At 68.9% G+C, this 23388-nt stretch carries 21 protein-coding genes; 4 read left to right on the forward strand and 17 right to left on the reverse strand.

Annotation, left to right across the window (positions count from 1 at the left end; translation table 11 throughout):
• Positions 1-6: 6 nt before the first annotated feature.
• Entirely contained in the window at positions 7-816 is an 810-nt protein-coding gene (locus AC0IYU_RS31070; RefSeq protein WP_435487923.1) for a UPF0149 family protein, read from the reverse strand.
• A gap of 55 nt (positions 817-871) precedes the next feature.
• On the opposite strand from AC0IYU_RS31070, the gene AC0IYU_RS31075 reads away from it, so the two are divergent.
• Positions 872-2569 (forward strand): FMN-binding glutamate synthase family protein, encoded by a 1698-nt coding sequence (locus AC0IYU_RS31075; RefSeq protein ID WP_472125222.1) that lies wholly within the window; start codon positions 872-874, stop codon positions 2567-2569.
• A gap of 64 nt (positions 2570-2633) precedes the next feature.
• Positions 2634-3542 carry a BUD32 family EKC/KEOPS complex subunit gene (locus tag AC0IYU_RS31080; RefSeq protein WP_472125224.1) on the forward strand — a complete coding sequence of 303 codons (909 nt, stop codon included), beginning with the start codon at positions 2634-2636 and terminating at the stop codon, positions 3540-3542.
• A 30-nt stretch (positions 3543-3572) separates the two neighbouring features.
• Here AC0IYU_RS31080 and AC0IYU_RS31085 read toward each other — a convergent pair whose 3' ends face one another.
• The 15 genes from AC0IYU_RS31085 to AC0IYU_RS31155 all read right to left on the reverse strand — a co-directional run bounded on the left by AC0IYU_RS31085 (position 3573) and on the right by AC0IYU_RS31155 (position 19642).
• Complete coding sequence (locus AC0IYU_RS31085) at positions 3573-5846, reverse strand: spermidine synthase (protein ID WP_472125227.1); 2274 nt, start codon at positions 5844-5846, stop codon at positions 3573-3575.
• Positions 5846-7045, reverse strand: a complete 1200-nt coding sequence (locus AC0IYU_RS31090; RefSeq protein WP_472125229.1) for a TadE/TadG family type IV pilus assembly protein — start codon at positions 7043-7045, stop codon at positions 5846-5848. Before AC0IYU_RS31090 ends, AC0IYU_RS31085 begins: the two co-directional genes overlap by 1 nt.
• A gap of 22 nt (positions 7046-7067) precedes the next feature.
• A complete protein-coding gene (locus tag AC0IYU_RS31095) occupies positions 7068-7415 on the reverse strand; it encodes a DUF192 domain-containing protein (RefSeq protein ID WP_435439034.1) in 348 nt (115 codons plus the stop codon).
• Between the two features lie 18 nt (positions 7416-7433).
• Positions 7434-8324, reverse strand: a complete 891-nt coding sequence (locus AC0IYU_RS31100) for a type II secretion system F family protein (protein WP_472125232.1) — start codon at positions 8322-8324, stop codon at positions 7434-7436.
• Between the two features lie 19 nt (positions 8325-8343).
• Positions 8344-9201 carry a type II secretion system F family protein gene (locus AC0IYU_RS31105; RefSeq protein ID WP_435439032.1) on the reverse strand — a complete coding sequence of 286 codons (858 nt, stop codon included), beginning with the start codon at positions 9199-9201 and terminating at the stop codon, positions 8344-8346.
• Positions 9198-10841 (reverse strand): ATPase, T2SS/T4P/T4SS family, encoded by a 1644-nt coding sequence (locus AC0IYU_RS31110; protein WP_472125235.1) that lies wholly within the window; start codon positions 10839-10841, stop codon positions 9198-9200. Before AC0IYU_RS31110 ends, AC0IYU_RS31105 begins: the two co-directional genes overlap by 4 nt.
• Positions 10842-10861: 20 nt before the next feature.
• Complete coding sequence (locus tag AC0IYU_RS31115; protein ID WP_472125238.1) at positions 10862-12469, reverse strand: type II and III secretion system protein family protein; 1608 nt, start codon at positions 12467-12469, stop codon at positions 10862-10864.
• A gap of 89 nt (positions 12470-12558) precedes the next feature.
• Positions 12559-13524: a Flp pilus assembly protein CpaB gene (gene cpaB / locus AC0IYU_RS31120; RefSeq protein ID WP_435487929.1), complete on the reverse strand. Its 966-nt coding sequence runs from the start codon at positions 13522-13524 to the stop codon at positions 12559-12561.
• Positions 13525-13530: 6 nt separating this feature from the next.
• Positions 13531-13767, reverse strand: a complete 237-nt coding sequence (locus tag AC0IYU_RS31125; RefSeq protein WP_472125240.1) for a hypothetical protein — start codon at positions 13765-13767, stop codon at positions 13531-13533.
• Complete coding sequence (locus AC0IYU_RS31130) at positions 13764-14486, reverse strand: hypothetical protein (RefSeq protein ID WP_472125243.1); 723 nt, start codon at positions 14484-14486, stop codon at positions 13764-13766. Before AC0IYU_RS31130 ends, AC0IYU_RS31125 begins: the two co-directional genes overlap by 4 nt.
• On the reverse strand, positions 14486-15457 hold the full coding sequence (locus AC0IYU_RS31135) for a hypothetical protein (RefSeq protein WP_472125245.1): 972 nt from the start codon (positions 15455-15457) through the stop codon (positions 14486-14488). The genes AC0IYU_RS31130 and AC0IYU_RS31135 overlap by 1 nt, the downstream gene beginning before the upstream one ends.
• A 37-nt stretch (positions 15458-15494) precedes the next feature.
• Entirely contained in the window at positions 15495-17402 is a 1908-nt protein-coding gene (locus AC0IYU_RS31140; RefSeq protein ID WP_472125248.1) for a pilus assembly protein TadG-related protein, read from the reverse strand.
• Positions 17403-17441: 39 nt separating this feature from the next.
• Positions 17442-17747, reverse strand: coding sequence for a Flp family type IVb pilin (locus AC0IYU_RS31145; protein ID WP_435439024.1), 306 nt, complete (start codon positions 17745-17747; stop codon positions 17442-17444).
• 144 nt (positions 17748-17891) lie between these two features.
• Positions 17892-18830, reverse strand: a complete 939-nt coding sequence (locus tag AC0IYU_RS31150; RefSeq protein WP_472125250.1) for an AraC family transcriptional regulator — start codon at positions 18828-18830, stop codon at positions 17892-17894.
• 380 nt (positions 18831-19210) lie between these two features.
• The gene (locus AC0IYU_RS31155) at positions 19211-19642 is read right to left on the reverse strand and encodes a putative toxin-antitoxin system toxin component, PIN family (protein WP_472125253.1); all 432 of its coding nucleotides are present in this window, start codon (positions 19640-19642) and stop codon (positions 19211-19213) included.
• A 125-nt stretch (positions 19643-19767) separates the two neighbouring features.
• Between AC0IYU_RS31155 and AC0IYU_RS31160 the strand changes: the two genes are divergently transcribed.
• Entirely contained in the window at positions 19768-20235 is a 468-nt protein-coding gene (locus AC0IYU_RS31160) for a surface-adhesin E family protein (RefSeq protein ID WP_472125256.1), read from the forward strand.
• On the opposite strand, the gene AC0IYU_RS31165 is transcribed toward AC0IYU_RS31160, so the two are convergent.
• Positions 20221-21477 (reverse strand): THUMP domain-containing class I SAM-dependent RNA methyltransferase, encoded by a 1257-nt coding sequence (locus tag AC0IYU_RS31165; protein ID WP_472125259.1) that lies wholly within the window; start codon positions 21475-21477, stop codon positions 20221-20223. The two genes, AC0IYU_RS31160 and AC0IYU_RS31165, sit on opposite strands and share 15 nt — an antisense overlap.
• 110 nt (positions 21478-21587) lie before the next feature.
• Between AC0IYU_RS31165 and AC0IYU_RS31170 the strand changes: the two genes are divergently transcribed.
• A complete protein-coding gene (locus AC0IYU_RS31170) occupies positions 21588-23354 on the forward strand; it encodes an ATP-binding response regulator (protein ID WP_472125261.1) in 1767 nt (588 codons plus the stop codon).
• The last annotated feature ends 34 nt before the right edge of the window (positions 23355-23388 follow it).

The following is a 23388-nucleotide window of genomic DNA, read 5'->3' on the forward strand; positions in this document are numbered from 1 at the left end:
GCGGTGTCAGGCACCGTGGCACTTCTTGTACTTCTTGCCGCTGCCGCACGGGCAGGGGTCGTTGCGGCCCGGCTCGGCCTCCTTGCGGAGGGTCTCGACCTTCGGCCCCAGGCTCTTCCAGAGCTGGCGCAGGTCGTACACGGCCCAGATGGCGGCGCCGAAGTCGTCCAGCCGCTGCTGGCTCACGCTGGGCGGGGCGTCGTCGCTGTACATCGACAGCGTGGGCTTGGCGGTGTCGTCCTCGGTGAGCGCCACGATGTTGTCGAGCGCGTCGTCGAGCATCTGGGCGGCTTCCTTGTCGCGCGGCGCGGCCCACTCTTCGGGCCAGTTTTCCACCGCGTACATGAAGCCCAGCGCCCAGACCTGGGCGAAGGACGGAATTTCCTCGCCGGCCACTTCGGCACGCTCTTCCTCGCTCAGCGAGCCGATGGCGCCGCGGGTGTCGAGCACCTCGGGCTGCCAGCTGCGCTCGTCGTCGAGCGTTTCGACGGGAGCGTCCAGGCCCTCGACGATTTCGGCCCAGCGGCGCTTCCAGTTCCAGACGAACTCCATGTGCTGCGCGGACGAGAAGCCGTCGCCCAGCAGCACGGGCCAGTATTCGGCGGGCGGGATCGGGCGGCGGGTGCAGATCAGCGCGGCCATGAAGCCTTCGCAGAACTCCCACTGGGGAATTTCCTCGTCGTGCTCGCGCATGGCGTCCAGCGCCTGGTCGAGGGCGTCGAAATCGTCGGGCCCGAGCGGCGCCTGGGCGTCGGACGTGGCGGGGGCGGCAGGGGTGGCTTCAGGAGCCGGAGTGGGGGCTGGAATGGTCGTCATGGCAGGTTCGGGGCAGCCCTCTATGATGCAGCAGGCTTCGGTCGACACTATTTCTATGCCCACGATTATTCCGTTTCCGACGCGCTATAGCGCTTTTGCCCTGTGCGTGGTCGGGCTTGTGGCCTGCCTCGCTTTCGTGCTGATGTCTCCGCACCTGTGGCTCGCATGGGTCGGGGTGGTGGTTTTCGCGGTGCTTGCGGGTACAGGCGTCCACGACCTGCGCCAGACCCGCCACGCCATCCTGCGCAACTACCCGGTCATCGGGCACCTGCGCTTTCTGCTCGAGTACATCCGCCCCGAAATGCGGCAGTACTTCATCGAGAGCGACGCGGAAGCCGCGCCCTTCTCGCGCGCGCAGCGCTCGCTGGTGTACCAGCGCGCCAAGGGCGAGCCCGACAACCGGCCCTTCGGCACCCAGCTGGACGTGACCATCGCGGGCTACGAGTGGATCAACCACTCGATGCAGCCGACGCAGCTGGCGAACCACGACTTTCGCATCGTGATCGGCGGCACGCCCCAGCCGGCGGACGGCAATGCCGCGCAGGTCTGCACGCAGCCGTACAGCGCGAGCGTGTTCAACATTTCCGCCATGAGCTTCGGCGCGCTGTCGGCCAACGCCATCCTCGCGCTCAACCAGGGCGCCAAGATGGGCGGCTTCGCGCACGACACCGGCGAGGGCTCGATCTCGCAGCACCACCGGGTGCACGGCGGCGACCTGATCTGGGAAATCGGCTCGGGCTACTTCGGTTGCCGCAACGACGACGGCACCTTCAACGAAGAGCGCTTCACCGCCAACGCGCGCGACCCGCAGGTGAAGATGATCGAGGTCAAGCTGAGCCAGGGCGCCAAGCCCGGCCACGGCGGCGTGCTGCCCGCGCCCAAGGTCACGCCCGAGATCGCGGCCGCGCGCGGCGTGCCGGTGGGCGTGGACTGCATCTCGCCCTCGTCGCACAGCGCCTTCACCACGCCGACAGAGATGATGCATTTCATCGCGAAGCTGCGCGCGCTGTCGGGCGGCAAGCCCACGGGCTTCAAGTTCTGCCTGGGCCACCCGTGGGAATGGTTCGCCATCGTCAAGGCGATGCAGGCCACCGGCATCACGCCCGACTTCATCGTGGTCGACGGGGCCGAAGGCGGCACCGGCGCGGCACCGGTCGAGTTCAGCGACCACGTGGGCGCGCCCCTGCAAGAAGGCCTGCTGCTGGTGCACAACACGCTCGTCGGCGTGAACCTGCGCCACCGCATCAAGATCGGCTGCGCGGCCAAGGTCATCACCGCCTTCGACGTGGCCCGCATGATGGCGCTGGGCGCCGACTGGTGCAACGCGGCGCGCGGTTTCATGATGGCGCTGGGCTGCATCCAGGCGCAGAGCTGCCACACCGGCCACTGCCCCACCGGCGTGACCACGCAGGACCCGCTGCGCCAGCAGGCGCTGGTGGTGCCCACCAAGGCCGACCGGGTGCGCAACTTCCACCGCAGCACGCTGCATGCGCTGCAGGAGCTGGTGCAGGCCGCGGGCCTGGACCATCCGCAGCAGATCACCGCGCACCACATCGTGCGCCGCATCTCCGACACCGAGGTGCGCCTGCTGAGCAACCTGGTGATGCAGGTGCAACCGGGCGCCCTGCTCGGCGCGCTCGACGCGCAGCACAACGTTTTTCGCACTTACTGGCCGCTGGCCAGTGCAGAGAGTTTCCAGCCCGTGACGCAGGGCCCGCAGGGGCTGGTGTCGGGCTTTGCAATGGCCGCATGAGCGCAGCGCCGGACCGCCCCGAGCAAGCTCGTACCGCAGCACGCAGTGCGGAGGTACCGATCTGATGAATCCACTGAAACGAGGCGCGAACACGCGCCTGCAATCGCGCAAGGGCGCCGCTTCGGCGCCCGCGCCCCTCGACGCACTGGCGCGCACGCCGGCCCCCGGCGACTACGCGGAATTCCTGCGCGTGACGCTGCCCCGGCAGCAGAAGAACGTGGCCAGCCACCGCTTCGGCAGTGAGCGCGTGTGGCTCAAGAAGGCCGGCCCCCGGCACGGCAAGTGGGGCTACCGCGTGATGGCGGCGGTCGCGCGCATGGTGCGGCTGGACATCATCAAGCCCGTGCCCAACCCGGGCGGCGAGGCGGCCATCGCCACCGAGGCGCGGCGGCTCAAGCAGCTCGCGGCCGCGGGCCTGCGCGTGCCCACCGTGCTGGCGCAGCAGCCCGACGGCCTGCTGATCTCGGACCTCGGCGAAAGCGGCCGTGCCACCGTGGTGCTGCAGGAGCGGCTCGACCAGGCCGCGGCCGCCGGCCCCGCCGCGCTGCTCGCCGTGTGGCGCGAAGGCCTGGCCGCCATCGCCGCCGTGCACGTGTGCGGCCAGCACCTGAGCCAGGCCTTCGACCGCAACCTCGTGCAGTGCCCCGACGGCGTGATCGGCTACATCGACTTCGAGGACGACCCGGCCGAGGTGATGACGCTGGCCGAGTGCCAGGCACGCGACTGGCTCAGCTACCTGCACTCCACCGCCATGATGCTGGAGGCCGCCGCGCCGCAGGCCGCGGGCCAGCACTGGCACGCGGCGCTGGCAGGGGTGAGCGGCGAAGTGCGCGAGCGCATCGCCAACGCGGCGCGCCGCATGCGGTGGGCGCAGAAGCTGCCGGCCAGCCGCCGCTGGGGCCGCGACACGCAGCGCGTGCGGGCCGTGGCGCGGTTGCTGGGGCAGTGGCACGACACAGCACCGGCCGCCTGATCACGGCCGTTCGCAGGCGCGTCCTTCGGTTCAGCGCTCGACCCAACGCAGCGCAGCCAGCAGGTTGCTGTGATCGTCGGTCCAGGTCGAGACGCCGCCGGCATCGATGGCTTCGCCGCGCTCGCGGATCACGGGGTCTTGCAGGAAGCCCGGGTCGCGCGTCAGCAGCACGTACTCCGATGCATGTTCGAGCGTGAGATTGCCCGGCACGGGCGTGAACTGGACACGCACCGCCTGCATGCCCGCGTCCTCGGCCAGGCGCTTGACCACCGGCGCGAGTTTCAGATGCCGGTTGCTGATGTGGAAAGCGATCACGCCCGTGGGCAGCAGGTGCTTGCCGTAGAGCGCCAGCGCCTCGCGCGTCATCAGGTGCATCGGAATCGCATCGCCCGAAAAGGCGTCGACCACGATCACGTCGAAGCGCTGCGAACCCTGCGCATCGAGCTCCTGCTGCATCAGCAGCCGCGCATCGCCCTGTGCGATCTCGACCGTCGCGGGCGAATCGGCGAGGTAGGTGAAATGCGAACGCGCCGCCGCGGTCACCCGCGGGTTGATCTCGTAGAAACGCAGCGTGTCGCCGGCGCGCCCGTAGGCCGCGAGCGTGCCCACGCCCAGGCCTATCACGCCCACGCGCTGCGTCACGCCTCGGTGGGTGAGCAGCGCCAGGCCACCGCCCGACTTCGGCCCGTAGTAGGTGCTCGCCAGCCGCCGCTGCACCGCGCCCTGCAGTTGCTCGCCATGCGAGATCACGCCGTGCATCAGCCGGCGCGACGCGGTCAGCGCGCCCGGAATGCCGAACTGCTCCACGCGCAGCGCGCCGTAGAAATTGCGCACGCGCAGCATCGTGCGGTTGTCTGCCTCGAGCACGGAGGACACCGAGAGCCAGGCCACCGCCACCGACGCCAGCGCGCCGAAGAGGCCGGCGCCCGCCGCCCATGAGCGTGCCCGCCACGCGGTGTAGGCCGCCGCGAAGCAGGCCAGCGCAGCGACCGACGCATACAACACGTTGAGGGACACCGCGACCGCATCCATCTTCAGGAACGCCGCGAAGCCCACGACGACGGCGAACGCGAACGCCAGCCACACCCATTGCTGGCGCGCCCGCGAGAGCCACAGCATGACCAGCCCCGGCACCGCCAGGCTCGCCGGCAGCTCCCAGTAGCCGTTGAAGAAATGCGGCGCGGCCACGCCCGCGAAGATGCCGCCCACCGCGCCGCCCAGCGCCAGCAGCAGGTAGAAGCGCGTGAGCCGCGCGGGCCCGGGCCGCGCACGCGCCAGTTCGCCGTTGGCGAACATGCAGATCGCGAAGAGGCCCGCGCAGAAGAGACCGATGGCCGCGGCGATCGGCAGGGAGCGCTGCGGCGTGTTCAGGTACCAGCCCATCACCGGCGTGAGCAACAGCACCGCCGGCCAGAACAACCAGCGCCGGTACCAGCGGTCGCTGTCGAAGCACAGCACGAAGCTCAGCAGGTACAGCGCGAGCGGCACGATCCACAGCATGGGTACCGAGGCGATGTCCTGCGTGACGAAGGCCGACACCGCGAGCAGCGCGACCGTGCCGAGCGCGGCCAGCACCAGCCACAGCAGCTGGTCGGCCCACGACAGCGGCACCGCGGGGGCGGTCGAGGCCGAGGCCGATGTCTCGGTCGCCGGGGCGCCGGTCCGCGCAGCCTGTGCCTTTCCCACGGCCACCACCGACACGATCGCCAGCACCGCGAACAGCCCGAAGCCTGCCGACCACGCCACCGCCTGCGCACGCAGCGCGAACACCGGCTCCAGCACGAAGGGGTACACCACCAGGGCTGCCAGCGCCGCGAGGTTCGACAGCGCGAACAGCCGATACACCTTCGCCTGCCGAGGCGCATCGCCCGCATGCAGCCGCGCCACCCAGCTCTGCACCAGCGGCCCGGTGGTGCACACCGCGAGGTACGGCAGCCCGATGGTGGCGGCCAGCACCGCGAGCACGCCCGCCGCCGGGTCGCCCTGCCCGGTCGGCTTCCACGCCGCATCGGGAATCACCGGCAGCATCGCGCAGGCCGCCAGCAGCAGCAGCGCATGCACCACGGCCTGCGTGCGCAGCGGCCGCCGCGAGAGCCGGTCGGCATAGAAGTAGCCCAGCAGCAGCACCACCTGGAAGAACACCAGGCACAGCGTCCACACCGCGGCAGAGCCGCCGAACCACGGCAGGATCTGCCGCGCGATCAGCGGCTGCACCAGGAACAGCAGGAAGGCCGAGACGAAGATCGTCGATGCGCACAGCGCCAGCGCGCGCCCACCCTGTGCAGCGTCCGCGGCCGTGCGCATCAGCCGGGGTTGCCCGGGTTGGGCACCTTGTCCAGCTGGCCCTTCACCGAACCGTCCCAGATGGCCGGGCAGAAGGAGTTGCCGTCGCCCACCTTGTCGGCCAGCGCGTCGATGCCCTTGGCCGTCAGCTGCGAGGCCCATTCGGTGCTGTTGTTGCGCACGAAGGCGAAGATGTTGGTCATGGCGTCCTGCGGCTTCTCCAGCACGTTGATGCCGATGTTGTTGCTCCACGCCGGGTCCCACTGCAGGTCGATGCTGCGGTCGCTCTTCGGCCCGAACGAATAGAACGGATGCCAGTACATCGGCGACTCCATGCCCACCACGCCGTCGGCGGCCAGCGGGATCTTGCCGTTGGCGATGTAGTAGGCGTCCAGCTGGTTCAGGCGGAAGTCGGTGCCCGGCGCGGTGGCACCGTCGACCGACAGCAGCTTGAACCACGCCTCGCCCACGAACTGGTAGCCCTTGAGCGCCGTGAGGATGATCTTGTTGGCCACCGGAATGCCCAGCCGGTAGCCGTAGTGCACCCGCAGGTGCAGCACGCTGGCTTCGCCCAGCGTCTTGTTCGACACGTTGCCGCGCAGCTCGGCGTCGGGCGGCAACGGATCGCCGATGCCCGCGGTGGTACTCATGGCCTTGGCCTTGAAGTCGTAGGGCAGCGGCTTGCGGTAGCGCATGGTGTCGTTGGGGATCTGCACGATCCAGCGGTTCTCGCCGAAGTTCTCGACGAAGGCCCAGTCCACGAAGGACGTCTGCGTGGGGTTCAGGTACTCGATGCAGGCCGACTGGATCAGGTCGGTGTTGGTGTCCACCCAGCCCTTGAACATGCCGCCCACGCTGGCGTCGCGCACGTTCAGCGGCATCATGCCCTTCACCAGCCCCTGCCACACGCTGCCGCGCGTGAGCGCGTTGGTGGTCAGCTCCAGCGCGGCGCTGTTGAGCGTGCCCAGCCCCGGCGCGGTCGAGTTGCCGATGCGAAACACGAAGGGCAGCGGCATGCCGTTGTTGAGCGAGCCCGCGCGCGCGGCCTCGTGCGCGGCGTACTCCAGCGTGAGGCGCGCGCGGTAGATCAGGCCGAACTGCACCACGCACATCACGAAAAGAATCAGCACCGGCAGCGCGATCATCGTCTCGGTCATGGAGGCGCCGCGCTGCGCCCGCGGCTGCTTCGCGCGGCGGCGCGTGTGAAGAATGGATGGCATGGCCTGCTGCTCCTGAGTGTGTTCACCAGCCCGACAACTGCAACCCCGGGCGCAGCGCCAGCCGCCTCGCCTGGCCGGCGGCCAGTTCGAGCACGCTGGCCGCGCCCAGGCACATGGCCATGCGCATCGGGCGCAGGCCTTCGACCACGCGCGCGATGCCGCCGTGCCGGTCCAGAAAGACGACGTCGATCGGATAGCGCATGCCCACCGTGTGCACCGAGCGGCAGCGCGTGATCAGAAGGCCTTCGCAGGCGGACAGGCGCGGGCGCCCGAGCAGCCCGCGCGTGCGGTCCCAGCCGCGCTCGGCCACGCGCACGGGACCGAAGGGCTGGGCCTGGGGGGATCGGGACCGGAGGGAGACGATGCGCATGGAACGGGGCTCGGGGCTTCAGAGTTTCTGGGTTTCGAGGAACTGCATCACCAGCGGGAAGAAGATGATGATGAAGGTCACAGGGAAGATGAAGATCACCAGCGGCCCGATCATCTTCACGGGCGCTTCCATGGCGAGCTTCTCGGCCATCTGGAAGCGCTCGGTGCGGCGCTGGTCCGAAATGGCGGAGAGCGTGTCGGCCAGGCTCGCACCGAGCGACTCGGCCTGCGTGAGGTTGGACACCAGGCTCTTGATGTGCTTGTTGTCCAGCCGGTCGGCCAGCGCATTGAGCGCGTCCATGCGGCTCGCGCCGGTGCGCATCTCGCGCATCATGCGGTCGAACTCCTGGCCCAGCGCGCCGCCCGGGCCCTTCTGCACCGCCTGCGCAATGGCGCCGGTGAGGCTCAGGCCGGCCTGGCAGCACAGCGTGATCATGTCCAGGTAGCCCGGCAGCGTGCGCAGGATGTCCTTCTCGCGCTTCTTGCGGCGGTCGCGCATCCACATCACCGGGTAGTACCACCCCACCACGCACGACGCGAGCGTGACCCACACCTTGGTGCCCGCCATCGCATCGAGCAGGCCCGCGGTCCACAGGCCCAGCGCGGCCACCACCAGCATCGAGACGCACTGCACCGCGATGAACTCCTCGGCCCTCAGCACGAACTCCAGGCCCGCGAGCTGCAGCTGGCGCTTGCGCTTGACCAGCATCGAGGTGGGCGCGATCTCCGACACGTGGAACTGCAGGATGTTCACCACCGGCCACACCAGGCGCAGCATGCGCGGCAGCGGGTCCATGTGGGTGCGCTCCGAAGGCCTGGCCTTGCGGATCAGCGAGACCATGTACAGCAGCAGGATCACGCCCGTGGTCGCGCACAGGAAGATGATGGCCAGGAGGATGAGTGAACGCATGGTGCAATCCCCCTGCTTCTCAGATATCGATGGCCACGATTTTTCGGATCATCGCGTAGCCCAGCAGCAGCATGATGGCGATCACGGTCAGCACCACCCAGCCGATGGTCGTGGAGAACAGCAGGCCCATGGTCGGCTGCATCAGGTAGAGCACGCCCATCAGCAGCAGCGGAAAGAGCGTCATCACCAGGCCCTGGATGCGCCCCTGCGCCGTCAGCGCCTGGATGCGGCCTTCCAGGATGGCCTTGCGGCGCAGCGTCTCGGCCAGCACCTGCAGCGGCTCCGACAGGTTGCCGCCCACTTCCTTGGACACGCGCAACGCCACCACCACCAGCACGAAGTCGGGAATGCCCAGGCGCTGCGACATCTTCTGGATGGCATCGTCGAAGCTCACGCCCAGGCGCTGCTCCTTGAGCACCAGGCCGAACTCCTGGCCCAGCGGCCCCACCTGGTCGCGCACCAGCACCTGGATGGCGACCGACAGCGCACTGCCGGCGCGCAACGCACTGGCAATGAAGAGCAGCGCATCGGGCAGCTCCGACTCGATCTGCTGCCTGCGCTTCTTGCGCTGCCAGGCGAACCAGCGCGCCGGCAGCAGGTAGAGCACCACCGCCGCCACCACGCCGCCGATCAGGTTGCCCGAGATGAGCCAGCCGATGCCGCCGCACAGCGCCACCAGGAAGGCATGGCCCGATGCGAAAGCCACCGCATGCTGCGCCTGGAACTCCGACAGGTTCAGCGTGCGGCGGCCGCTGGCCTGCAGCCTGGTCATCATCTTTCCGACCAGCTCCGGCGAGCGCTGCAGCAGCAGGTAGCCGCACAGCGTGATGAAGCCCATGCCGCAGAGCACGGAGGCCAGCAGAATCATTCCTTTCATGGCACGGTCTCTCCGAAGAGGTATTCCAGGTCGAGCTTCAGGCCGTGCTCCTGCAGGCGCGTGAAGAACTCGGGCACGGTGCCGGCGGCGGTGAAGTGGCCCACGGTCTTGAACGACTCGTCCACGCCGGTCTTGCGGAAGGCATACACGTCCTGCATCTGGATCATCCCGTCGGCGAAGCCGGTGATCTCGGTGATCTGCGTGACCTTGCGGCTGCCGCAAGGAAAGCGCGTGAGTTGCACGATCAGGTCGACCGCCGAGGCGATCTGCTCGCGGATCGCCGCCACCGGAATGTTCATGCCGGCCATGGTCACCAGCACCTCCAGGCGCGACATGGCGTCGCGCGGCGAGTTGCTGTGCAGCGTGGTGAGCGAGCCGTCGTGGCCGGTGTTCATGGCCTGCAGCATGTCCAGCGCCTCGCCGCCTCGGCACTCGCCCACCACGATGCGGTCGGGCCGCATCCGCAGCGAGTTGCGCACCAGGTCGCGAATCGCGATGGCGCCCTTGCCTTCGATGTTGGCCGGGCGCGATTCCAGCGACACCAGGTTGGGCTGGCCCAGCGAGAGCTCGGCCGCGTCCTCGATGGTCACGATGCGCTCGTTGGGCGGAATGAAGTTCGACACCATGTTCAGCAGCGTCGTCTTGCCCGTGCCGGTGCCGCCCGAGACGATGATGTTGAGCTTTTCTTCCACCGCGATGCGCATGAACTCCACCATCTGCGCGGTGATGGAGCCGGTGCGGATCATGCCCTCGTGGCCCATGCGGTTCTTCGGAAACTTCCGGATCGTGACGCTGGGTCCGCGCAGCGCCAGCGGCGGAATGATGGCGTTCACGCGCGAGCCGTCTTTGAGCCGCGCGTCCACCATCGGCGAGCTCTCGTCGATGCGCCGGCCCAGCGGCGTCACGATGCGCTCGATGGCGCCCAGCACCGCGATGTTGCTGGTGAAGGCGACGTTGGTGCGCTCCAGCCGGCCGGCGCGCTCGATCCAGATCTCGTCGAAGCGGTTGACCATCACTTCGGTCACGCTCTCGTCCTTGAGCAGCACTTCGAGCGGGCCCAGGCCGATGGCTTCGTCGAGCAGCTGCTGGCTCAGCAAGGCGCGGTCGAGCTCGGGCGGCAGCTCGCGCGTGTCGCGAATGATCTCGGCAATGAGCGCGCGGATGTTGGAGCGCAGCTCCTCGTCCTTCATCTGCGCGGTGTCGATGCGGCGGTTGTCCAGCTGCTGAAGCAGGGTGCGGTGCAGCGTGCGCCGCCACTGCAGCAGCGGGTCTTCGATGGCCAGCGAGGTTTCGGCCATCTGCGCGGCATCGGCCGCGTCCTGCGGGTCGCTGCCCGCCGGCCTGAGCGCCACGTCGAGCGACACCACCAGCGTGTGACCGCCGATGATGATTTCCTCGCCGCCCTTCATCGGCCCGAAGCGCGTGACGCGGTTGCCGTCGACCCAGGTGCCGAAGAGGCTGCCCAGGTCCTGCACGAACACCTCCTCGTCGTGCAGCACGAACTGGGCATGCAGCTTGGCGACGTTCCAGCCCGACAGCACGATGTGGCTGGTGCTGTCCTTGCCGACCTGGAGTTCCGCGACGTCGATCGGGACCTCGCGCACGCCCTGCTGCGGAGAATTGACGAAGACCTTGTGCATGGCGATGGAGCCTCGGGGAGTCAGGGAGCGACGGGCTGGCCGGGCGTGCCGGCGGGGATGCCACCGATGTCGGCGGCAGCGGGCGGCGGGCGCGCGCCGCGCGGGTCCGACCTGTCTTCGGTCAGCGTGCCGAAGTTGCTGCCCACGTCCTGCTCCAGCTGGCGCGCGCGCTCGATGCGCGTGCGGCTGTCCGCCGGGCCGACCACGCGCGGCGTGATGAACACCACCACCTCCTGCTCCTTGTCGGTGTCGTTGTCGGCACGGAAGGCGCGCCCGATGATCGGCGCCTTGCGCAGGCCCGGCACGCCGTCGCTGGAGCGGGTGGACTCGCGGCTCAGCAGGCCCGACAGCACGATGGTTTCGCCGGCCTTCACGTTGAACTCGGTGTCGGTGCGACGGATCAGCAAACCCGGAATGCCCTGCACCGCCACGCTGCGGTCGATGCTGCTCACCTCGGTGAGGATGCTGCCCGACACGTTGCCCTCGCCGTCGGCGATGGGCTTGATGTTCAGCCGCACGCCGTAGGGCTTGAACTCGACCGAGCCGGCGCCCTGCGTGCTGAGCGCGGGCAGCGGGATTTCGCCGCCGGCCAGGAACTTGGCCTCGCCGCCGCTGCGCGTGGAGAGGTTGGGCGAAGCCAGCAGGAAGGCGTTGCCGCGCTGCACCAGCAGGTTGATGCGCGAGGTCAGGCTCAGGCCGATGCCGAAGTAGGCCTCCGGCGTGCGGCGGTTCTGGCTCAGCAGGTTGGCGGTGTTGGCCCCGTTGAACGCCGAGCCGTCGGGCAGGATGCGGTAGCTGCCGCTGGAGGCGATGTCCGAGAACAGGCCGAAGTTGAAGCCGTCGCCGCCGGTCTGCCAGCGCACGCCCAGGTCGTCCAGCGCGGTCTTGCTGAACTCCACGATGCGCACCTGGATGTCGACCATGCGGTCCACGCGGATCCGGTCGGCCGTGGCCAGCGACACCACCGCGGGCGCATAGAGCTGGGCCACGGTGTTCAGGCGCTCGACCGCGGCGGGGTCCAGGCTGTTGCCGTCCATGATGATGCGTTCGCCGATGCGCCGGATGTTCACGCCCGAGATGCCGTGCGTGATCTCGCGCAGCTCGTCGGCGATGCGGTCCAGGTCGACCACGTTGACGCGCACCTTCAGCTTGCGCACGGTGCCGTTCTTGTCCCAGACATGCAGCGTGCTGTCGCCCGCGTCCTGCGCGGTGATGAGCATGTTGGCGCCGTCGAGCACGCGGGCCTCGATGATCTTTCCGTTGCCGATGGCCACGCGCGCCACGCCCGGCATCTTGACCAGCACCATCTGCCCGACGTAGAGCGTGAGCGTGTCGGGCAGCCGCTGCATCACCGTGGCGCGCGCGGCGATGCGCGCCAGCTCGCCCTCGGTGATGGAGGCCGGCGGCGGCGGCGTGGCCGCACGGATGCCGGGCGAGCGTTCGCCGGCGCCCGAACCCGTGGCGCCGGCTGCGCCCGGTGCGCCCGAGGGCTGCGCCGAGGGCGCGGGCGCCACCGTGCCCAGGGGCAACGAGGGTACCGCGGGCATGCCAGGGTACGGACCCTGGGCCTGGGCCTGGAAGACAAGACACAGCGCCGTCGCTGCCAGGGAGCATCGCTTGAGATTCATCGAACTTTTCTGGACATCAATAAAACGGGCACGCCCCTGGAGGCGAAGAAGGCGAAGGCGAAGTGGGGCGGCGTTCGGGGCGATGGGCTTCAGCGCGGCAAGGCGTCGCCCGTCGGCAGCATGGCGCCCAGGCCGGGCGCACCGGGTACGCCCCGGTTGCCCGAACCGCCGACGATGTATTCGACGCCGGGGCTCATGGGGCGCGCAGGTCCGCTGGCGACCATCGGCCGCGCACGCTGCGGCCTGAAGCCGGCCACGATGGCGTCGAGGTCGACGGCATCGACGCCGCTGGTCATTGTGGCGCGGTCGTCGGGGTTGCGCAGCGTGGCGATGATCTTGCCCAGGCGCTGGGCCAGGATGAGCTTCTGCGCGTCCTGCGGCTGGATGGCAACGGTGACGGTGGAGTAGCGCTGCTGCGCATAGGGGTCGGTGTCGGCCGAGACGTCGGCGCGCTTTCGCATCGAGGCGAACTGCTCCGAGGTGATCTGGCCGGTGGCGCGCACCTCGACGTCCTGCAGCAGCGGGATCACCACCGAGGGATCGTTGGCGGCGGTCTTCTCGACCACATACATGAAGTCGATGCGGTCGCCGGCGCGCAGCATGCCCGAGATGGAGCTGATCTCGTCCACCGGAATGGTGATGGCGCGAACGCCCTGCTCGATCTCCTGCGCGAAGACCTTGCGCGGCGTGGAGAAGAACGACGCGAGCAGCGGCTTGCCGGCGGCCACCGGCACGGTGAGCTGGCGGCCCGCGAACTGCGCGAAGGTCTCGGGCGTGAGCGCGTCGTTGTGCACGTACTCGTTGGGCACCGAGCGCTTGGCCACCATGCCGGGCAGCACCGTGGTGCCGTCTCCCAGCGCCTGGCGCGCCACGACCACGTCGCGGCGCTGGCTGTCGGCGTCCTTCTCCAGGCTGGCCGCAATTTCGCGCTCGCTGGCCCGAAGGTAGTACCAGCCCAGGCCCGCGGCCAGCAGGCCGAGCATCAGGGCACCGATGAGAGGGGACAGCCGTTTGACGCTTTGCTTGAACTTCAGAAGTCCCGGAGATGATTTCATGCCTGGCTACAAAGGATAGGAAAGGGTGTACGAATAGGTCGCCCAGGCATCGCGGAAGGCCTTGATGAGCAGCGCGATCACCGAGCGGTCGGAGCCGGGGAAGGTGGCGAACAGCATCACCGCCAGGATGCCGGCGACGATCACGTATTCGGCGATGACCTGCCCGCGCTGGGCGCGGCGGGAAGAAGCGGAAGGACGGCGTTGGAGCGGGCGTTGACGGGGGTGCATGGCGCGCGCGCTCATTCCGGCGTGGTCTGGCTGGCGACGATGAAGTAGGCGTCGTCGCGCCGGGTGATGGTCACGACCATCTCCTCGCTGTTGCGGCGGAACACCAGCGCCGAACGCAGGCCGCCCTCGACGGTGCGGTCCTGCAGCAGCGACCAGCCCAGGCGGATCATCTGTTCGCGCAGGTAGAGCGCGTTGGTCTCCACGCTCACGCCGTTGGTGACGACGATGGTGCGGTTGCGCTGGCCCTCGTCGAAGGAGAGCGTGTCCGACACCACCTGCGAGCCGGCAGGGCGCGGAAAGCCCTTGCCGATGCGCTCGGCGCGCTCCTGCATGGGCTGCTCGCTCCCGGCCTTGTCGTAGACCACCGCGGCCACCAGCCGGCCCACCGTGCCCGAGGGGCCCGCGCGCAGCTGCACGGTGACCTGGTACTCGCCGAAGCGCGCGCCGAGCACGCGCAGGGGGCCGACGGTGCTCACGCCGTAGCCCATCTTGTCGGCCAGCCATTTCTCGTAGTAGCGCGACACGGCCGCCACCGATTCCGTCGACTCGATGCCGCGGATCTGCATGGGCACGGTGTTCTGCTCGAGGTACTCGGCGATCCAGAACACCTTGGCACCCGGGGGCCACGGAATGGCGGGCCAGTCGCGCTGCGGCGGTGCCGCGGCGGCCGCGCCGCACAGGCACAGCCAGGCGGCGGCGAACATCCATCGCAGGAGCGTTGCGGGCAGGCTCATCAGGGCAGCGTGTTGACCACGGGCGTCGGCGGAAAGGCGCGGTAGTAGCGGAAATGGTCCTTCACGCTGGCGCCGTTGCCCGTGCCGTCGCCGCCGGTCTCGCCGGTCGCGCCGGCCGGAATGCGCTCGAAGCGGTCCAGCGGCGTCTTCTCGAGTGCATCGCCCGGCGTGAAGCCCATGGTGAGGTTGTTCATGTCGAAGGCGGGATAGACCTGCTTGATCTGGTAGGCCGTCTGGTGCATGCCGCCGCGCAGCTGCTGATAGAAGACGCTGTCGAGCAGCTTCATGGGCACCAGGCCGTCGATCTTGCTTTCCTCGCGGTTGGTGCCGCCGGCGTTCCAGGCTTCGGTGAGCATGGTGACCTGCTCGCTCATGTCCAGCGCCGGCACCAGGTCGAACTTGGTGTTGGTCTGGCTCACTTTCACTTCGTGGCGCATGTAGCCGCTGTTCACGAACTGGAACTTGCTCAGCGAGCCCGTGATCACGTTGGAGCCCAGCGCGGCCTGCGCCTCCCGGATGCCGTTGAACACCACGCTGCTCGCATTCAGCAGCGACGGCATGGGCGCGGCCGTGCTCGATGCGGTGACGGCCGTGGTGCGGTAGTCGATGGGCGGCGCCAGCGGCTCGAACTCGGCGATGTTCGCCGCGTGGATGGCAATGCCCGGCTCCGTGCGGTCGCGAAAGATATGGCGGCGCAGGTCGCGCGTGACTTCGGCATCGGTCTTCTTGATGGCGCCCGATGCGCCCTTGGCTTCCTCGGCCGTGATGCCCTGCGCCTCGGGCATCCACACGGTGCGCTGCCAGGCCACCAGTTTGGCGGCGGCCACGGTCTGCATGCGCTTGGTGCCGTACTCGGCAATGGCCGGAATCGCCGCCAGCGTGACGGCCGCGAAGCTCACGATGAGCAGGGTCTCGACCATGGCGTGACCGGCGACGGCGGCAGCGCCTGCACGCGCCGGGCGTAGTGGCATGCGTCGATGCGGGCGGGTCATGCGCGGTCGTCCTTCATCAGTTGCCGTTGTCTTCGTCGGGCGAGCCGCTGACGGCCGCGCCGCCCATGGCAATGGCGCGTGCCCACAGCGAGGGCTCCACGTTGTGCACATGCCAGTAGGGGCTGAACAGGCTGCGGTGCTCGATGTAGCCGCCGGCGAAGCCCACGTTGTACTTGCCGATCGACGCCGGATCGGACACGGCGTTGTCCCGGCGCGCCCAGCGGTCCTGCGGCCGCCGGAAGTAGATCTGCGAGGTCGACACCGCCTTGATCTCGCGGCCCTGGAAGTTGTCGCGCAGGCCCGCCTTGCCGTCGGCGGCGGAGTTGCCGAAGCCGGCGACCTCGCCCGTGCGCACCTTGTCGCCGCCCTTTCGCACCACGAGCGTGAACGCCGGGCCCTTGTCGGTGTTCTTGCCCCACTTGAGCGGGTTGGCGCCCTTGAAGCCGTTTTCGGCGAGCCAGTTGTCGGACTCGTTGGCCACCATCGGCGGATGGTCCTTGATGTCGACGAAGCGGGGCATGGCCCAGTTCTTCGTGAAGCTGGTGCCGATGTCGGTGCGCGGGCTGTAGTGCAGCTTGGCGTTGAACACCAGCACCGGCCAGGTGCCCGGCAGGATGCCGCCGTCCTTGTCGCGCGACGCGTTGTCGAAGGAGTCGCGCTCCATGTAGGCGGTGTCGCCCACCTCGCGGTTCAGGCCGCCGTAGGTGCGGCCTTCGCGGCTGTAGGTGCGCAGGGTCAGTCGCTGGCCTTCCCAGCTGCTCCTGTAGTTGGGGCCGCCCGCGGCGGCGGCGCCGGCACCCAGGCCGAAGCGGCCGCGAAAGGCGTCGCTGAGGCCGAAGATGTCGGTGTAGAGCACGCCCAGGGGCAGCTTGATCTCGATCGAATCGGCCGACTGCCAGCGGATGCGTCCGGTCTCGTCGCCGGGGAGGCCTTCGGTGGCGACGATCTCGGTGCCGCCCTTCCACTCGAGCAGCCCGCCCATCATGTCGCCGGTGATGTCGGCCAGGCCCGGCGGCGCGGTCGGGCTGCCGGAAATCATGCCCTGCATGGCACCCGACAGGCCCGTGGCGATCCAGTTGCCGATGTCGGGCAGGAAGCGGCGGTTCTTGGTCCAGTCGTCGCGCGTGGCCTGCGCGGCATGCGCGAACCGCAGCACCTCGTTGAATTCGTCGTCGTTGAACGTGACGCTGCCCGACTGGTGATAGCTCTTGAGATAGAGCCCCACGTCGGCCACGAACTTGGTGACGAAGATCGCGGTTTCCGCCGGCGGCACCGATGCGTCGGGGTCGTTGGCGTTGAGCACGTCCTTCACGAGCTGGGGCAGCTGCGCCGTGGTGCCCACGAGCATGGCAGCCTGGCTGGCGGAGATGCCCTGATTGAGCACGCGCAGCAGGTCGACCCCGATCTGCAGCGGCTTGGCCGAGGGCTCGACGAAGCTGGCGATGCGGTCGGCCGTGCGCTGCAGTCGCTGCGCGCGCAGGAAGTTGTTGAACCACGCCAGCAGGAAGATCGGGCCCACCACCGGCAGGCGGGCCTTCTCCAGATTGCGCGCGCCCTTCAGGCCCTCGGCGACCACCAGGCCCTCCTGGATGTTGGCCGCGCTGGTGATGAGCATGGCCACCGAGGTCTGCACGCTCGCCAGCGTGGCGATGCCCGCCTCGTTGGCGGCCATGGCGCGGTTGGTGTAGGCCAGGTAGTTGAGGCTGCGTGCCGTGAGCACGCTGGCGCTGTAGGTGGTTGCGTCGGCCGTGTTCTGCAGCTTCATCTTCTCGCGCGTGGAGGTGGCGGTGTTGTAGACCACCAGCACGCTCAGGAAGATGATCGGCAGCATCGCCACCAGATACACGATCGCCTGGCCCGACTGGCGCCGGCGCGTGGGCGCATGGGCGGGTGCCAGGGGGAGCGAAGCGCTACCTGGGGGCATCACGCGATGTCGGTCAGGCCGTGATGTGTGGCGCGCTGCTTATTTCGCGCCGTCCGCCCCGCCCTTGGTGTAGGTGCTCATGTTCATGTTGACCTGGGCATTGGTGGAAGCCTTGCCGGCGGCGGTCTGTGCGTTGGTGACTTCGGCGGAGCCCGTCTTGCCGCCCACTTCCTGCGCCATGCCGGCGACCTGGTTGCGCATGGTCTGGCCGAAGAAGCTGAACACCGCAATGGCGGCAATGGCGATCAGGCCGAGGATCACGAGGTACTCGGTCATGCCTTGGCCGCGGATCTTGATATGCGAGGCGATACGGCGGCTCAGCGAGGTCAGACGAAGTGTTTGCATGAGAGAGTTTCCTGAAAGGTGGCTGAAAGGACAGCCGGATCGTAGGGACGCTCTCGCACTGCGTTCGATACACTTTTTGCGATTGCCGATACGAAATAACTTTCGCGAAACAGTTTGCAACTGGGCGTAAGAAATTCGCGGTCTTTAGTTCGCGGAACTCGTTGCACCCTCCAAGCGCAGCTGGCTCTGCCTGCGAAATTCCGTGGGCGTCACGCCCTTGATTTCGAGAAACTGCCGATTGAAATTCGACACGTTGTTGAACCCCACGTCGTAGCAGATCGAGGTGATGTAGCGGTCGCTGTGCATGAGCAGCAGGCATGCCTTGTTCACCCGCACCTGGTTCACGTAGCTCAGGAAGCTGTGGCCCGTGGCACGCCGGAACAGCCTGCCGAAGCGCCCCGCGTTCATGCCGAGCTCCGCGGCGATGTCGGCCGCGCTCACGTCCTTGGCGGGTTCGCTCGCGATGCGCGTCACGATGTCGTTGATGGCTTCCAGCGGGTTCTCCCCGTCGGTCTGCATGCCCGACAGCAGGCGGTAGTCGGTGCATTGCGCCATGTCGGCCAGAAAGTCGCAGAACAGGCTGAAGCGCTTCAGGCCGCGCGCGTCCTTCACCCGGTGCCAGTGCTGTTCCGCGCACGCGGCCATGCCGAAGAACTCGATGCCGTAGCGCGCGCGCTGGAGCATGCGCACGGCTTCCTGCAGCTCGGGAATGCGCTCGGCGGCTTCGAAGATCGGGTCGTGCAGGAACTGGATGACCAGGTCGCGCTGCGCCACGCCCTCGGCGGGCGCGTCCAGCGAGATCCAGTTGTGCGGCAGCTTGGGGCCGCACAGCACGAGGTGCCCGGGGTCGAAGGATCCGATCCAGTCGCCCACGAAGGCCTGGCCCGACGTTGCCACGATCAGGTGCAGCTCGTACTCCTCGTGGCAATGCCAGCGCGCCAGCGGCGTGGGAAAGCCGTGCTCGAGACAGCGCACCAGCCCGACCTCTTCCGAGGGTTCGTAGCCCAGTTCGGTGGAACGGGCGAGCTCGACTTCGAGCTCGGGCAACAGTTGGCGCGGCGATCGCTGGTGTGAACTCGGCATGACTTTTCTTGAAGGACGGAAGGCATTTGCAGCGCTCGGATGCACGGCGCGAAAGCGCTGCAAACGGTCGCGGTCTTCGAAGTCGGCATGGCCCGCTTCACACGGGCCCGCAAGAGGTGTGCGTCAACCACTTCGGCGCGCCGGACGATAGTGGCGGGGCCATGCAATTGCCAGACCCTATGCGATCGACGGCAGAAGATATGCGCGCATGGCAAGCGCGTCCTGCAGGTGGCATGCACACCTGCCGGCGTTGTCTAGACAGCTGGGGCAACGGCAACTCCCTCTGTGATTTGCCGCTCAGTAGACGTGCGGGTCGTGCTTGTCTAGAAGCCGTTGCGATGCCGTCGCAAAGTCAGTTTTTTTCGCTCGTCCACGAAGGTTCAGGCCGCTGCCAGCACCGCCCGCACCTCCACGCCGTGCGCAGCCAAACGTTTGCGCAGCGCGAGCACCGCCTGGTCCTTGCTGATCAGCCGCGCACGCTGCGCGACCGCGAGATCGATGAACACCTGGTCGTCGGGGTCCTTGCACACGCACGGTGCACGCGGCGGCGTGTCTGCCACCAGATGCACGCGTGCGTCGAAGGCTTCGAGCACGCTGGCCGCGGCCATCTGCCGCTGCGCGAGCCGCTTCACGATGAGCGGGTAGCCGAGCACCCGCGCGAGTTCGCCGCGCATCGACGCGGTGGCGAGCCAGCGCAGTGCGCCGGCCGCGAGCGCGGCGCGCAGGGGCACGCAGTCGGGGTTGTCGAACACCAGCAGGTCGAGCGCGATGTTGGTGTCGATGACGACGGGGGCGGGTTCTGTCAACGTCATGGAATGTGGGGGGAATACTCCCGATGTTGCACCATCGGGAGGTCGCGTCAGGCTGGTGTCGGTTCGCGGGCGGACAATGCCTGTGGCCGTACCCTCCCGCCTTCCAGCCTCTTATTTCTTCTTTCATGAAACGACTTCCGCTGCTCTGCCTCGCCCTGCTCGCCTGCGCGGGTGCCCGGGCCGAGTGGCTGACCCTGGTGGGTTCGCCGGGCGACGCAGGCAACAGCTATGTGCAGGTCGATCCGACCAGCGTCGAAGTCGACGGCGCGCACCGCACCGTCAGGTTGCGCCTGAGCCTGGCGCAGGACCGCACCACGCGCGACGGCATCGTGTTCCGGTCGTTCGACGCCAGGGTCGACGTCGACTGCGCGGCGCGCAACGCGCGCTATGTGAGCGCTACCTACTTCGGCCAGCCGAACTTCGTGGGCGAGCCCATCGCGGTGCGGCACTTCGCCGACGACGACGTGCGCCCCATGACGCTGGGCAACGCGCCGCGCGACCTGGCCGGACGCACCGTCAACGCGGCCTGCAGCGTGCGGCCAAGGGAGCCGAAAGCGCCGCCGGCCGCCGAGGGCGAGCTACTTCCGCGCTGAGCCGGCCACCATGTCGAAGCGGAACAGCCTGCATTCGATGGGGCCGTTCCACATCGGCACGCGGCGCGACTCCTTCAGGCGCATCTGCCTGGGCAGCTTCAGGTCGGGCGTGAGCACCCAGGCGGTCCAGCCGGCGTAGTTCTTCTTCCAATGGGTGGCGAGCTGCGGAAAGAACTCTCCGCCGTCGCCTTCTTCACCGCCCGCACCCTGCGCGGTCTGCGCGGTCTGCGCCGATTCGCGCGCACCGGAGCGGCCCGGGCCGGCCACGCCGCCCACCTCGATGCGCTCGCCGTACGGCGGGTTGAGCATGATCACGCCGGCCTCGACCGGCGGCATGCGCTGCAGCGCGTCGCCGCCGCGGAACTCGATGGCCTGCGCCACGCCGGCGCGCTCGGCATTGCGTTCGGCGAAGTCGACCATGCGGTGCGACACGTCGGAGCCGAAGATCGCCACGCTGCCCTCGCGCACCTTCGCGTCGGCTTCCTGCTTGATGGCCGTCCACACGTGCGGCTGGAACGGCAGCAGCTTCTCGAAGCCGAAGCGCCGCAGCGAACCCGCGGCGATGCCGCGCGCGATCTGCGCCGCCTCGATGGCGATGGTGCCGCTGCCGCAGCAGGGGTCGTACAGCGGCTGGGCCGACACGTCGCCGGTTTCGGGGTTCCACCAGCCGCTGGCGGCCAGCATGGCCGCGGCCAGGGTTTCCTTCAGCGGCGCGTCGCCCTTGTCCTGGCGCCAGCCGCGCTTGAACAGCGGCTCGCCCGAGGTGTCGATGTAGAGCGTGCAGGTCTCGGTGGTCAGGTGGGCGAAGACGCGGCAGTCGGGCCACTGCGTCTCGATGCTGGGGCGCACGCCGTTGGCCTTGGCGCGGAAGCGGTCGGCAATGGCGTCCTTGATGCGCAGGGTGGCGAAGTTCAGGCTCTGCAGCGGGCTGTGCTGCGCGGTGGTCTCGATCTTGAAGGTCTGCTTGGGCGTGAACCAGATCTCCCAGGCCACGCCGTTGGCGATGGCGTACAGGTCGTTCTCGTTGCGGTAGGGCGCATGGGCCAGTTCGACCAGCACGCGCTGCGAAAGCCGGCTGTGCAGGTTGAGCTTCAGGGCGTCGCGCCAGTCGGCGCGCACGCGCACGCCGCCGCGCAGCGTGAGCAGGTCCTGCCCGGAGCGGCCGGTCAGGGCATGGACCTCCTGGGCGAGGAATTCCTCGACGCCGGCGGCGCAAGGCAGGAATAAGGAGAGATCGTTCACGGGAAATTTCGCTATCGGGAAGCCCGACTCGGGGGCTCCATTGTCGCCGCGTCACAGTCCTTCTCTATATAGTCAATTCGCCGATGACCCCCACGCCCACCCCCGCACCCATGACCGAGACCGCCGGCGGCAGCGACCGCTTCGAGATCCAGTGCGAGGTGCTGCGGCTGTCCATCCGCCCCATCGGGCCGGTGCTGCTGGTGCAGTACCTGTTGAACTGCGGCGTGGCGGCGCTGTTCGCCTGGCAGTACTCGCTGCCGCGCGCCCTGGTCTGGATCGCGCTGATCACCGCCGTCACGGCCATGCGCGGCTTCTTCCCGCAGCGCCTGCCGCAGCCCTTCACGGCGCGCAGCCTGCGCGAGGCGCAGCGCACGCACACGCTGCGCACGGCCATCTGGGAGCTGGCGCACGGGCTGGCCGGGCTGCTGCTGTTCAACCCCGAGCGTGCCGACCTGCAACTGCTGCTGGGCCTGATCCTGATGGGCATGACGCTGTCGTCGGCCTTCTCGGTGTCGTTCTACACACCGGCCACCCAGCTGGCGATCACGCTGCTGCTGGCGCCGATCATCGTCACCGGCCTCTGGCTGGGGGCGCCGGTGATGATGGCGGTGTCGGCCATCGGCTGCGGGCTGATCGCGATGATGTGGAAGCTGGTGGCCGAGCGCTCGCGCCAGCTCGAGGAAAACATCGGCCTGCGGCTCAACGAACGCACCTTGCGCGAACAGGCCCTGGCCGGCCTGCGCGCCTCCGAGCAGGCGCAGGCCGAGCGGCTGCGCTTCTTCTCGGCCGCCAACCACGACCTGCGCCAGCCGGTGATGGCCATCGGGCTGCAGGCAGAGGTGCTGCGCCAGCAACTGGATGGCGGCGCCGACATGCAGGCGGTGCAGCACACCGTGGGCTCGCTGGCGCGCGCGCAGCAGGCGCTCGAGGGGCTGACCAACCAGCTGCTGGAAATCGGCCGCATCGAGGCGGCGGTCGATCCGCTGCGGCCGGCGGCGGTGGCGCTGGCGCCGCTGCTGCACGAACTGGCGCGACAGGCCGGCGACGCCCGCGTGCGGGTGCGCTGCCCGGCCGGTGCCGTGGCCTTCACCGACGCCGTGTCGCTGCGCCGCGTGCTGGCCAACCTGGTCGACAACGCCGTCAAGTTCACGCCGCGCGGGCGGGTGCTGCTGGCGGTGCGCGCGCGCCGGCGCGGACACGCCCTGGCCTGGCGCGTGGAAGTGCGCGACAGCGGCATCGGCATTGCCGCGGACGCGCAGGCGCGCGTGTTCGAGGACTTCGAGCAGATCGGCAACGTGGAGCGCAACCTGCAGCGCGGCCACGGGCTCGGCCTGGCCATCGTGCGGCGGCTGGCGGCGCAGCTGGGCATCGAGGTGTCGCTGCGCTCGGCGCCGGGGCGGGGGTCGGTGTTCAGCTTCGAGCTGCCGGCCGCGTCGCAGGGCGCGGTGGTGCCCGCGCACGCCGCCTGCACGCCGGCCACCGCCGACGCCCCGGCTGCGCGCACGCTGCGCCCGGGGCTGGCCGTGCTGGTGGTGGAAGACAACACCGTGGTGGCCGACAGCCTGTGCGCGCTGCTGCGGCAATGGCAGGTCGAGCCGCGCGTGTACGCCAGCGCGGCGGAGGCGCTGGCGCTGGCCGACCTGCGCGCGCTCGACGCGGCGCTGTGCGACATCCGCCTGCCGGGCTCGCTCGACGGCATTGCGCTGGCGCAGGCGCTGCAGGAGCAGAAGCCCTCGCTGGCCATCGCGCTGATTTCGGCGGACATCAACGAAGGCACGCAACGGCTCGCGGCCGAGCGCGGCTGGCATGCGCTGCGCAAGCCGGTGCAGCCCGACGACCTGCACGGGGTGCTGCTGAGGGCACAGCAGCAGGGCTGAAGGCGCGCGGCCCGGCTGGCACGGGCCGTGCAGT

The organism is Variovorax sp. AC103 (genome assembly GCF_979254005.1).